Genomic DNA, 13,201 nt, shown 5'->3' with positions numbered 1-13,201 from the left:
TACGGAAAGAACCTTTTTTTATGTATTAATATTTCATTTACATGTTTCTTCGATATTGGCCACCAACTTCATATAATGCATTGCTGATTTGACCAAGTGAGCAAACTTTGCAAACTTCCATTAACTGTTCGAAAATATTATCTCCCGCTATAGCCGACTTTTGAAGTTGTTTTAATGAATCAGCTGATTTATCATTGTTTCTATCCTGAAACTTTTTTAAAGCGGAAATTTGATATTGTTTTTCTTCTTCAGTTGCTCTAATCACTTCTCCAGGAACAATTGTAGGAGAACCATTTTTATTTAGAAAAGTATTTACACCAACAATCGGATATTCTCCGGTATGTTTTAATGTTTCATAATACAAACTTTCTTCCTGAATTTTTCCGCGTTGGTACATGGTTTCCATTGCCCCAAGTACGCCACCACGGTCATTAATCCTTTTGAATTCTTGCAGCACTGCATCTTCAACCAGGTCAGTTAATTCTTCAATAATGAAAGCACCTTGTAGTGGATTTTCATTTTTGGCTAATCCTAATTCCCGGTTAATGATTAGTTGAATGGCCATTGCTCTTCTCACTGATTCTTCGGTAGGCGTAGTGATGGCTTCATCGTAAGCATTGGTATGAAGTGAATTACAATTGTCGTAAATTGCATATAGTGCCTGAAGCGTGGTGCGGATATCGTTAAAATCAATTTCCTGGGCATGCAACGATCTGCCCGAAGTTTGAATATGATATTTTAATTTTTGTGAACGATCATTTCCTTTGTACTTATTTTTAATTGCTTTTGCCCAGATTCTTCGTGCAACCCGACCAATTACGGCATATTCAGGATCTATTCCATTAGAGAAAAAGAAGGAAAGGTTGGGGGCAAAATCATCAATATGCATGCCTCTACTCAAATAGTATTCTACAAAGGTAAATCCGTTGCTTAGGGTAAAGGCCAATTGTGAAATCGGATTTGCACCAGCCTCGGCAATGTGATATCCTGAAATAGACACGGAATAGAAATTCCGGACTTTTTCATCGATAAAATATTTTTGAATATCGCCCATCATCCTTAATGCAAATTCTGTAGAAAAGATACAGGTATTTTGTGCCTGATCTTCTTTCAAAATATCTGCCTGAACCGTTCCTCTAACTGAGCTTATTGCTTTTGCTTTAATTTGAGCATAAATATCAGCTGGTAAAACTTCATCACCCGTAACCCCTAAAAGCATTAAGCCCAAACCATTATTGCCCTCCGGAAGATTTCCATCATAAGAAGGTCTTTCTATGTTTTTTGCTTTGTAGATGGTTTCGATCTTTCTATTTACTTCATCCTCCAAACCACTCTCAATGATATATTTTTCACATTGCTGATCAATTGCGGCATTCATGAAAAACCCTAAAAGCATTGGAGCAGGCCCGTTAATGGTCATGGAAACTGATGTTGAAGGTGCACATAAATCAAACCCTGAATATAGTTTCTTCGCATCATCCAATGTTGCAATGCTAACACCAGAATTACCAATTTTGCCATAAATGTCAGGGCGAATGTGCGGATCTTCACCATAAAGTGTTACCGAGTCAAAGGCTGTAGACAACCTGTGTGCTGGTTGTCCTAAAGATACGTAGTGGAAACGTTTATTAGTTCGCTCCGGACCACCTTCCCCCGCAAACATGCGGGTTGGATCTTCACCATCTCGCTTGAGCGGAAAAACACCTGCAGCATATGGAAATTCTCCAGGCAGGTTTTCAGTAAGTAACCATCTTAGAATATCTCCCCAGTCTTCATAACGTGGCAATGAAACTTTTGGAATATTCAATTTTGAGAGTGATTCGTAAAAAAGTGGCTGTTTGATTTCCTTATCGCGTACGCTATAAATGAAAAATTCTTGTTTATATGCTTTTTTGGTTTCAGGCCATTGACGAAGCAGGCGTTTGCACTCTCCATCTAATTGCTCTTCGAAAAACGAATAGGCATCTTTTAGTCCATTGCCCAACCCCAATGATTGATTTTCTTCAGCCAAATCTAACACACCTTTCAACTGATACATTTTTCTTGCTATTGAGGTTTGTTTATCAACCCATTCATTATAGGTTTGGCTAGATTCAGCAATTTCTGCAAGATATCGGATTCGATCTGGTGGAATAATATAAATCTTTTCTGATTGATCGGAGGTCAATTCCATTTTGGCTTTGAAATCGGTTCCAGTTTTTAATTTTATTTGTTCCATTAAGGCAACAAATAAATTGTTCATCCCAGGATCATTAAATTGAGATGCCATAGTTCCATAAACTGGAATGTCATCATCTTTGGCATCGAAGATATTGTGATTGCGTTTATATTGCTTCCTCACATCACGCAGGGCATCCAAAGCACCTCTTTTATCAAATTTATTTATTGCTACCAGGTCTGCAAAATCGAGCATGTCTATTTTTTCGAGCTGTGTAGCTGCACCGAACTCCGGAGTCATTACATATAGAGAAACATCGCAATGTTCTGTGATTTCGGTATCCGACTGGCCAATTCCAGAAGTTTCGACAATAATTAAGTCGTAGCCTGCTGCTTTACAGATATCGATACTCTCCTGAACATTTTTAGATAAGGCCAGATTAGCCTGACGGGTAGCGAGCGAACGCATATACACCCGTGGATTATTGATGGCGTTCATTCTAATCCTGTCGCCTAATAGTGCCCCACCCGTTTTCCTCTTTGAGGGATCGACGGAAATAATGGCAAGCGTCTTATCTTTAACTTCTATTAAAAATCTGCGCACCAGTTCGTCAACCAGGGATGATTTTCCGGCGCCGCCAGTTCCCGTAATTCCTAAAATAGGTGCCTGATTGTTTTGTGATAATTTTTTCAGCTCATTCACAAAAGTCTGGGCGCCTTCCGGATCATTTTCTGCCACAGTTATTGCTCCGGCGATTGCTTTTACTTCTTTATTGGGGATGGTTTGTAATTCATTGGTGATTTCGGTTTTAGTCACAAAATCTGTTTTGATTAACATATCGTTAATCATGCCTTGCAAACCCATTTTGCGGCCATCATCTGGAGAATAGATTTTGGAAATCCCATAAGCCTCCAATTCCTCAATTTCTGTTGGAAGAATTACACCACCGCCACCTGCGAAAATTTTGATGTGTCCAGAACCACGTTCCTGCAAAAGATCGAACATATATTTGAAATATTCGATGTGACCACCTTGATAAGAGGTCATGGCAATTCCCTGCACATCTTCTTGTATAGCACAATTTACCACCTCATCAACGGAGCGGTTATGGCCAAGGTGAATAACCTCTGCACCTGAAGATTGCAGAATGCGACGCATGATATTTATGGTCGCGTCATGCCCATCAAACAGCGCTGCTGCAGTTACAAAACGAATTTTATTTTTTGGCTTATATATTTCTACTTGCTGCATACTATAGGATTTATGACATCACAAAATGAAATTCTGTAATGCTTGTTCCGAATATATTTGGTTCAACAAATGTAGCAAATAGTTGTAATTTGAGGCTTTTATAATGGTATTGATACTGTTTATAAACAAGAAAGCCACCTTTTTGAGGTGGCTTAATTTTATTTGTTGGTGATTTCAGTGATGGGTTCTCCAACAGTACCATTTGGCATTTGAATGTGCAGTAATGCAGCAAGGGTTGGCGCAATATCTGTCATGTAGTGTGTTTTATTTGTTGCACCGGGTTTAATTCCCCAGCCCATAAACACCAATGGAATATGTGCATCGTATGGATTCCAGTTGCCATGAGTTGTACCTGTACTGCTTCCATTAAACCAGTTCGGATTTAAAATGTAATATAAGTCGCCACTTCTACGGGCGTTGTAGCCATTAGTAATCATTTTTTTCTGTACTTCAGGCAATGTAGCTAGAGAGACACGGGAAATATCAACTACATTTGCAAATCCATCAAATCTTTTCAAAAACTCGATTGAAGCCGCTTTGATCACATCAAAACTTACACTTCCGTTATCGGTTTTATCATGATCAAAATGAATTTGATTATTCATCGATTTCAGCACTACATTGTTCACTTTGAATTTCTCATTTAGAAAAGCGTTCAATTTAAAAACAATGTCTCTATCACTCACAACACCTGCCGGAAGCTTATTCTCTTTCATAAAACCAGGAACATGGGCAACTGCGTGATCTGCACTTAGAAATACAGTGTAATTTCCTTTACCTACTTTCTTATCTAAATAATTGAAGAAATCTTCAAAATCTTTGTCTAAACGTAAATATGTATCTTCAAGCTCTATTGAATTTGGTCCATAAGCGTGGCCCACATAATCGGTTGATGAACAGCTCACTGCAAGAAAATCAGTGATGTTATCCTGTCCTAAATCTTCTGATAAAATTGCAAGTTTAGCTAAATCTAAGGTAAGGGTGTTGCCATAAGGTGTGCTTCTAATGGCATCAAAATTTTTATCAATGTTTTGAGCCAAGAGATGAGGGAATGTACTGTTTTTACCCTCATAAGCTTTTTCATCAGCTGTGCTGCTGGTGTAGGTACTAATTGGATACAATGTTTCCCAGTTTTTAGCATAAAATTTGTTCGCAAGCTTCATTTTATTATAATCAGCAATCCACATCGGAACCTCATTCATATAATAAGTGCTTGTAATCCAGTTACCGGTGCTTCCCTGGTACCAATAAGCAGCATTTGCCGCATGGCCGGCAGGAAGAATGGAACCTCTATCTTTCAATGAAATCCCTATCACTTTTCCTTTGAAGTTTGTCGCCAGTCTCAACTCATCAGTAATAGTTGTAGTCAGCATATTTTTTGGCGACATATTACCTTCTGAAGACGGGCTGCTTCCAACGGTTACCACTGTAGAATCTTCTGTACAGTAAACATTTTTTTTCGTTTCTGAATCGTACCAGTCATTGCCTATAATTCCATGAACAGCAGGAACTGAACCTGTGTAAATGGTAGTATGGCCAACAGCTGTATAGGTTGGCGTATATGGAATCAGCGTATTTTCTACAGAAAAGCCTTCATTTATTAATCTTTTGAATCCACCGTTGCCATAGCGATTGTAAAAGCGGTAAAGGTAATCCCAACGCATCTGATCGACAACAATACCGACCACGAGTTTCGGGCGAGCGACTTCTGCGGGAAATGCTTTTACCGGAGCAGTGGTTTTTTTAGTTTGAGCGTTTGCAATAGAGATGGAAAATAGAGATAGGGAAAAGAGTAAATAAGATATTTTCTTCATTCTGTTTTTAGTTAAAGGACTAAAGTAACAATTTTTAAATGAAGATATTTTGAAGATTATGTAAAGATTTTATATCGCTTCTGCTACAACAAATGTACTGCCACCAATAAAAATTAGATCGTTTTCCTTGGCTGAATTCATCGCATTTACTTTAGCATCAACTACTGATGGATAAGATTTTCCGTATAGTTTAAATGCTTTTGCTTGATTTTTTAGCTCGTTAGCATCTAACGCTCTTTCTAAATCTGGTTTGCAAAAATAATAGGTCGCATTTTTGGGCATCATGGAAAGTACTTTTGAGATATCTTTATCTTTCACCATTCCAAAAACAATATGTAGCTTTTCAAATGGAGTTTGTGCTATATTTTTAATTACTTCTGCAATGCCCGCTTCATTGTGTCCTGTATCACAAATTACTAAAGGGTTTTTGCTTAATGTTTGCCAACGCCCCTGCAAGCCAGTCAATTTTTTTACTTGCTTCAGGCCAGCATAGATACTATCGTTAGAAACCTGAAATTTTGTTGTTGTATTTAATAAGGCTATTGATTGCAATACTGTTAAAATATTTTGTGTTGGTACGTGCCAGTGAGATCGCAAATTAGATTCTCATATTTAATTTGATCATCCTGGTAAACTGCCAAAGAAAGCTTGGCATTTCTGATTTTGAAGTTTTGTGCCGTTAAGATCGCATCGGCAAATAAGATAGGGGCATTCATCTCTTTAGCTTTAGCAATAAATACAGGAGCAGACTTTGCCTGTTTTTCACCAATTACTACGGGCGTATTTTTTTAATAATCCCCGCTTTTTCGCCAGCAATTTCTTCCAGAGTATTACCCAGCATATTGGTATGGTCCATGCTGATATTGGTAATTACCGAAAGTTCTGGCTGAATGATATTTGTAGAATCCAGTCGGCCGCCTAAGCCAACCTCAATAATGGCAACATCAACCTGATGTTTGGCAAAGTGATCAAACGCCATTGCAACGGTGACCTCGAAAAACGAAGGCTCAACCTCATCAATTAGTTTTTCTTGATTTTTAACAAAAGAAATGACCTCGTTTTTTCTGATCATTTTTCCATTGATGCGAATGCGTTCGCGAAAATCTTTTAAGTGAGGCGAAGTGTATAGGCCTGTTTTGTAGCCTTGCGCTTGCAAAATAGCTGCAAGCATGTGTGAAGTTGAACCTTTTCCATTGGTACCTGCGACATGGATGGTCTTAAATTTTTGTTGAGGATTATCTAACGCTTCACAAAATATGATCGTATTGGTTAAGTCTTTTTTAAAAGCTGAAGCGCCAACCCTGGTAAACATGGGCAGTTTGCTATATAAATAATCAAGCGTTTGCTGGTAGTTCATCATTATAAGCAAATATAAGCTGAATTTGCGATTACGAAATGAACTTTGGGAAGATTTTAATGGTTAGACCTTGTATCTATGATATTATTAGAAAACAAAAAAGCACAGGTGGTTAGCCTGTGCTTTAATAATATTTCCAAATGTCCTTAATTCACCCTGAAGCGGAAAATCACGATCCCTGTTTGAACATCAGGCGCTGACTCCAATTTATTTAAACTCGCTCCTAAAACCGCTTGCTCACATTTTTTCCAAAGTGCTAAATCAGATAGGGTAGTTCCTTTAGCTCCGGCACGGGCTTCTACCACTTTTCCATTTTTATCTACACGTATTTGTACTGCTATTTTACCGGCGCTTTGACCATCATCCTGAATACGAGGGATGTCGATAAATTTTCTGCTTGCCAGCGATAGTTGGACATTTCCGTTTCCAGAACCACCTTCACCATAGTTAGAAGCCAATGGGTCTCCATCTCTATCGCCTTGATTTCCCGGTTTGTTTCCTGTTCCATCACCCTGACCCTGACCAGTATTCTTTTTACCCTTGTAGAGCGCATTTTGATTGATCACTGGTTTAGAAGGTTTATCTTCGGTTGCAGGAGTAGGTGCAGTTGTAGTTGCCTTTGTTGGTTTTGTATTTACTGCAATAGCCTCTTCCGTGTTTTGCGTTTGCACTTCTTTATCACTATTTTCACTTGTGGTAGTAGGCGTAACTTTTTCTTCAGGCGTTACTTTATCAGGCGCTTTTCCATTTGCATTCGGATCAGCAGATGGTTCTTCAATACTGGTATAATCATCTCCCATCCCTTCGGCTGAGGTTCCATAGTTAACTACCATGCCACCCATACCCACTTCTTCAGGTGGCTGGAAAGAACCAATTACAATAAAAAAGCTAATTAACAACAGAAAACCCATTATCCCTGTAGAGATGGCAATAGCCTTCGGATAATTGTTTTCTTCGTTATTTATATTTTGTGCTTTGTAGTTCATTATTTCTTAGGCTCAACAGCTACAACAAGTTTCAGTTTTAACTTATTTGCGATATCATTTACCACAAAACCATCCTGGTAAGTTACATTACGAGACACATATAACAGGATAGTCATGTCTGGTGCTAATTTCTGATAAGCTTCTAAAGTTGGCTGTAATTCTTCGATGGTCACCGGTTTTTTATCAACGAAATATTTTAAATTTTCGTCTATCGTAACGGTAACTGCTTTTTTGGCGGTAGATTGTTGTCCGCTAGATGATTGGGGCAATAAAAGCTTAACCACAGTAGGATTAACTACCGCCGATGCCAATAGAAAAAACAGCATCAGGAAGAACATAATATCGTTCAACGCTGAAGTATGTACTTCTACTGACCCTTTTGTTCTTTTGCGTAAGTTCATTATTTACCTGGTTCCTCTAATAAGTCAATAAAATCAATTGCATCTGTCTCCATTTTAAGGATAATTTTTTCTACCATGATGTTTAGGATATGGTAAAGAACATATGCAATAATACCAATAATTAATCCTGTAGCTGAAGTAATCATTTTGGTATATAAACCACCGGAAATGGTTCCGATTTCAATGGCACCTTTAATGGATACCTGGTGGAAGATGGTAATTACCCCAACAATTGTACCTACGAAACCCAACATTGGCGCAATACCGGCAACAATTCCTAAAATACTAATGTTTTTCTCTAATTTGGAAACCTCCAGTTTACCAACATTTTCTATGGCTCCCTCAATCTCTTTAATTGGGCGGCCAATGCGTTTTAAACCTTTTTGCAACATGCGGCTCAATGGAGAATTGTTGTTTCTTAGTTGAGACATTGCTCCATCTAAATTTCCCGATTGGATATACGATCTGATTTGCCCCATTAAGTTAGACTCATCTTTAGTGGCCTTTTTGATGGTTAAATAACGCTCAACAAAAATAATTAATGCTAAAAAGGCTAAGAATGCCAATGGAATCATTACCCATCCGCCTTTAAAAAGTAAATCGATGAAATGCAGTTCCGGCTCTGGCTGAGTTAATGCTTGGTTAACCGCATTTGCTGTGTCTTGAAGTGCTTGTGTGGTGTCCTGAATTAATAAAGTTATCATTATGGTTGTGTGTTGTTTTTTATTTCTTTAACGTAAAACCCTTCTCCTTTTAATTTTTTCTGAAGGATATCTTTTTGTTTGGTCGCTTCATCTTTAGTAGGGAAGCTGGCAATACTTACTTTTTTTCTTTTGCCTTCCATTTTTGCAATAGTTGCATTAAGACCAATCTTTTTCACTTTAGCAATGTATCGTTGTGCGGCGGCTTCTGTTTCATAAGATACAGCAATAACATGAAACATCGTTTTCTCTGGAGAAACCACAGGCGTTTGCTTAGTATTAACGCTGGTTTTGGCTTGTGCAGTATCCTTTTTCATTACACCTACCTGATTTGCCTTCAATATGCTATCAGTTTTGGCTATAGAATCCTGTTTTATTTTTGTGGTATCAACTCCATTTTTAGGTGAATCAACCACAGGAACCAGAACCGGTGGGTTAGTTGCCGTTTGGCGATTGAACAAATCAGGCTTAATAAAATAAATGATTACACCAATCAGCAGCAGCGCAAAAATTGCAATAAGAATTTTCGGCCAAACCGATTTCTCTTCCTCCTGATCAGTTTGGTTAATTATTGGGTCATGACCGAAACGGTTAGGATGTTCTGCATGTTGCTCCTTAATAAAGCTTGGTGCTTCTATAACAGTTTCTTCCTTTGGCGTTTCTTCTTCCAGGTTGATATAGGTTTTAGGCACTTCTGATTCAGGAGTATGTCCAAATCTTTCCGGATTTTCCTCATGTTGCTCAACTACTGCTTCCGGAACCGGAACGTTATCCTTGTGCAAAGCCCTTACAGCTTCTTCATCTTCTGGCGTGTGGCCAAAACGGTTAGGATGCGTTGCATGCTGTTCTTTTATGAACTCAGGAACATCATGTTCTTCAGCCTGCTTTTCTGTATGTTTTAAAGTGTTTTTTAAATCATCGTTAACTTCATCCAGCTCAATGTTTTCAATAATTGGATGGATGTGTGCTGTTGCCTTTGGTTCAGTCGGTGATAAAGGAGCTTCGGCAATCTCATCATAAATTTCATCATCTTCATCTTTTGGCGCTGGTTCGCTTTCTTCTGCCGATACTTCAGCTAAAGGAGGAAGACCATAAAATTCAGAACCATAATTGATGTTTTTAGCTGCTTCGAAACTTAAGCCCTCATATTCAGTAAAGAATAACCTACCAATGTTTTCCAAATCAGCCTCATGCTCTTCTTCAAGTTTTTGTTTTACTTCACCAACAAATTGTGAAATGTAGTAATCGGCACTTTCTACAGAAATGTTTCTTTGAGCTGAAATATAATCTGCCAGTGATTGATCAAGCTTTACATCCGAAGAGAAGTTTAGGGTATAGCTCGGTGGCAGAAATGATTGTTTTTCCTTATCATAACGGCCAGGCGATTTCTTTTTATAGAAAGTCCCTAAGCCAGAAATACCAACTTCCTTACGTTGTTGCAAGAGTTCTAAAAGGTATGATAAGATGTTCATCCGGTAAAATTAAGCGTTTAAAGTTAAAAAAATATATTCTACCGTTAAATAGTGTTTTGAGCGGCAATTAAGCATTTCTGCCTTAAGGGAGATGTTATAATAAGATTTGGTTGTTTTTTTAATCATGCAAATTATAATGTTTCGAAAGATATTTTGCTCATCCTTTCAAAGATAACGGTTACAAAGATAGAAATGGTATGTTATGAACCAAATGGCAATATTTTATGATGATTGAATTTAAGTAAAAGTTAGAATAGCAATAACACAATAACCTAATGGCTACCAATTTAAACCTTTTAATGCTTGGTCATAATTCTCTTTATCGAATTTATAAAGATGTGGCGCTTTGTGAGCACCGCCTTTTCGAGGCTCATCAAGCTTAGTTAGAATGTTGTATCGCATTATTTTGCGATAAAAATTACCACGATTTAGTTTTTGGCCCAATATCGTTTCATATAATGATTGAAGTTCTGGCATTGTAAAATGTTCGGGAAGCAAGTTGTATCCAATGGGTTTATAACTGATGTGTTCCCGCAAAGCAGCCAATGCTTTCATAATTATTGACTGATGATCCATCGCCATTTTTGGTAAATGATTTACTGAAACCCACTCGCAGCTGTCAGAAAATATATCGATGACAGGCGTTACATCACTTTGATTAACCAGGGCATAATAGCCAATGGTGATAAAACGTTGTTTATGCCACAAATGATCAGGATAATCTTTAAAATAATCTTCCGATCGGTTTAAATCACCAAAGACACCAAAGTTATTCAAGAAAATTTTATCAGCTCCGCTGCGTTCAAACAGGATTCTTTGCGCAGCATCATCAATAGATTCATTTTTATTGATGTAGCCACCGGGCAAAATCCAGTGGTCATCATTTTTTATTTTTAACAGCAATACATTTAAACTCGCATTTTTAAAACCAAATACAACACTATCTATTGAAACATGTGGCAATGATGATTTCCACATTTCGGCACTTGCATCTTGAATCTCTTGAATGATCATTGGCGTTTCCTATGTTTTTTGAGAATACTAAATTAATGATTTGTTTTACTTAGCTAAACCATAAGTAGTAGTTTGCTCAGAAACATTTAAATCGTCGCTTTGCGATCTCAATTATCAATCTGTGTTAAACCAAAAAGCCTTCAAATTTTGAAGGCCTTTTGGTTTAAATATTATTGGGTTGAAGTTTTTTGATTAAAACGAATAAGTTAATCCTCCAAAAATGTTGAACCCATTCACCTGATAATATAAATATCTGCTGTAGTTCGAATTTAGGATATTGTTAGCCTTTGCAAATACCGAAAATTTATTGTTAATTCTATAATCCGCACCAACGCCTAAATCAACAAAACCTTTAACGGTAACAATAGATTCAATACCTGGATTTGGAATTAAGTATTGCAACGGATTTATGGGTTGCTGAACATTTACTTTTGCTTTTACATCATCCTGAATGACAACGCCAGCGTTAAAACTCAACTTTTTATTGTAGGTGTAAACGAAATTCGAATTCACTTTTAATCCAGGTTTAAACCAAGAGTAGGTTTCTGATGCAGGTTTCCAGTCGTCAATGTTTAGCTTTCCTGTCCATTTTAACGCATCGCTTACCTGAATCGAAATTTCGCCTTCTAAGCCCGTTAACTTTGTTTTACTGAAATCGTAAATCACGTCAAACTTATTAAAATCATCAAAATTGTTGATGAACAAAGGCATATCATCAAACTGCTTCATGTAAAAACGAGCTTTGTAGCCAAAACCTGGCCCGCCGGTACCTTTAATACCTGCACTGATACTTAATTTTTCAACTGTATTTTTTACCAGGATGTTGCTGTTTAACCAAGGATTTTCATCCGTAAAGCTCTTCATCGAGTTTCTGTTTACATCTCCTTTAACTTCTCCAAAAACCTGTAAATAATCTGGAACTAAAGTGAAATCTGCTGTTACCGAAGGGAATAATTTTGAGCTGCTGTAAGCGCCGAATTCCTGAACGAAATTAATTCCTGCGGTAACTTTTGCACCTTTAACCTGTAAACGGATGTAAGGATTTAAACGCAATAAATTATTGCCCACACTGGTTAGGGCATCTTTCGTATTGCCAAATTCAGTTGAGGCAGCTAATCCGAGGTTAAATGAACTAATGCGTTTGTTTAAATAACCGTTCAAGCTTAAATAACTCTCTTTGGCGCTAAATTTATCATTCCAAAGGTATCCGTTTGCTTTAACCGCATAACTTAAAGCGTCTTCATCTTCGGTAAAATTTTTAACCAATTCTCCTTCAAGTTCAATAAGCGAAAATGCCTGTTTCTGAGGATCAGGGTTTAAGGCTGGATTAGCGTTGTCAATCCCGTAAAAATAGGTTCCATTGCGTTCTAAATTGATGCGTCCGCTAACGGTGTTTTCTTCTAAAATACTTCTCCCAAAAACACTTAATTGTTGGTTGCTGCTGTTTTGTTTGTTCAGCTTTCCTTCCTGACTAAAGTGCTTAATGTAGCCACCTAGCTGAAGACCTTCATCTTTGCCGGTATTGAAATAAGCCTCACCTAATAAAGTTGATAACGAACCAAATGCACCTTTCACATAATTATTAACCAAGATACTTGCTTTCTCTTCCGCCAGAGCTTGTGCCTGCAATTTCTGGATATCGCTGTTCAACTCCAGTTTTCGATCAGTTATACTATAATTTAATTTTGCTTTATAAGTTTTTACATCATCCAAATTCGGACTTCTTCTCAGTTTTACTGCTTCTGCTAAAATAGGTTTGTATGGGCGAACAACTTCAATTTCCTCGTTTACTACCGTTTTTTCTTCTGGCTTTTTATCCTGCGCCTGAGCAGTCATTAATCCAGCAGCTAAAAAAAACAGTGAACTATATATATATTTAATCGACTTCATAATTCTACTTCTTCTGGTTTAGTTTTTCTAGTTTTTCTTTGGCTGTCGGGATGATATCATCCTTGCCTTCATAATTATCAATGATGCTTAGAAGTGTACTTTTTGCTTGTAAATTATCTTTCAAAGCAACATAGTTGTCAGATAAGAGAATAAATGC

The 13,201-nt window shown here is 37.5% G+C and carries 10 protein-coding genes; all 10 read right to left on the bottom strand.

What is annotated here, in order from left to right; all coding sequences use genetic code 11:
• Positions 1-37: 37 nt before the first annotated feature.
• Complete coding sequence (locus tag ON09_RS17650) at positions 38-3,409, bottom strand: methylmalonyl-CoA mutase family protein (RefSeq protein WP_010602393.1); 3,372 nt, start codon at positions 3,407-3,409, stop codon at positions 38-40.
• 158 nt (positions 3,410-3,567) lie between these two features.
• Positions 3,568-5,223: an alkaline phosphatase PafA gene (pafA, locus tag ON09_RS17645; protein ID WP_010602392.1), complete on the bottom strand. Its 1,656-nt coding sequence runs from the start codon at positions 5,221-5,223 to the stop codon at positions 3,568-3,570.
• A 69-nt stretch (positions 5,224-5,292) separates the two neighbouring features.
• On the bottom strand, positions 5,293-5,775 hold the full coding sequence (locus ON09_RS26695; protein WP_316927820.1) for a glutamate ligase domain-containing protein: 483 nt from the start codon (positions 5,773-5,775) through the stop codon (positions 5,293-5,295).
• A 220-nt stretch (positions 5,776-5,995) separates the two neighbouring features.
• Positions 5,996-6,583, bottom strand: coding sequence for a bifunctional folylpolyglutamate synthase/dihydrofolate synthase (locus tag ON09_RS26690; RefSeq protein WP_316927819.1), 588 nt, complete (start codon positions 6,581-6,583; stop codon positions 5,996-5,998).
• A 143-nt stretch (positions 6,584-6,726) separates the two neighbouring features.
• A complete protein-coding gene (locus ON09_RS17635) occupies positions 6,727-7,566 on the bottom strand; it encodes a hypothetical protein (protein WP_010602391.1) in 840 nt (279 codons plus the stop codon).
• A complete protein-coding gene (locus ON09_RS17630; RefSeq protein ID WP_010602390.1) occupies positions 7,566-7,967 on the bottom strand; it encodes an ExbD/TolR family protein in 402 nt (133 codons plus the stop codon). The genes ON09_RS17635 and ON09_RS17630 overlap by 1 nt, the downstream gene beginning before the upstream one ends.
• Positions 7,967-8,671: a MotA/TolQ/ExbB proton channel family protein gene (locus tag ON09_RS17625; protein ID WP_010602389.1), complete on the bottom strand. Its 705-nt coding sequence runs from the start codon at positions 8,669-8,671 to the stop codon at positions 7,967-7,969. The genes ON09_RS17630 and ON09_RS17625 overlap by 1 nt, the downstream gene beginning before the upstream one ends.
• On the bottom strand, positions 8,671-10,140 hold the full coding sequence (locus tag ON09_RS17620; protein ID WP_010602388.1) for an HU domain-containing protein: 1,470 nt from the start codon (positions 10,138-10,140) through the stop codon (positions 8,671-8,673). The genes ON09_RS17625 and ON09_RS17620 overlap by 1 nt, the downstream gene beginning before the upstream one ends.
• A gap of 279 nt (positions 10,141-10,419) precedes the next feature.
• The gene (locus ON09_RS17615; RefSeq protein ID WP_010602387.1) at positions 10,420-11,154 is read right to left on the bottom strand and encodes an NUDIX hydrolase; all 735 of its coding nucleotides are present in this window, start codon (positions 11,152-11,154) and stop codon (positions 10,420-10,422) included.
• Positions 11,155-11,346: 192 nt separating this feature from the next.
• Positions 11,347-13,044: a membrane protein gene (locus ON09_RS17610; protein WP_010602386.1), complete on the bottom strand. Its 1,698-nt coding sequence runs from the start codon at positions 13,042-13,044 to the stop codon at positions 11,347-11,349.
• Between the last annotated feature and the right edge of the window lie 157 nt (positions 13,045-13,201).

Origin of the sequence: Pedobacter agri PB92, from assembly GCF_000258495.1 — a bacterium.
Classification (GTDB): domain Bacteria; phylum Bacteroidota; class Bacteroidia; order Sphingobacteriales; family Sphingobacteriaceae; genus Pedobacter; species Pedobacter agri.
This window is presented reverse-complemented; position numbering and strand designations above follow the sequence as displayed.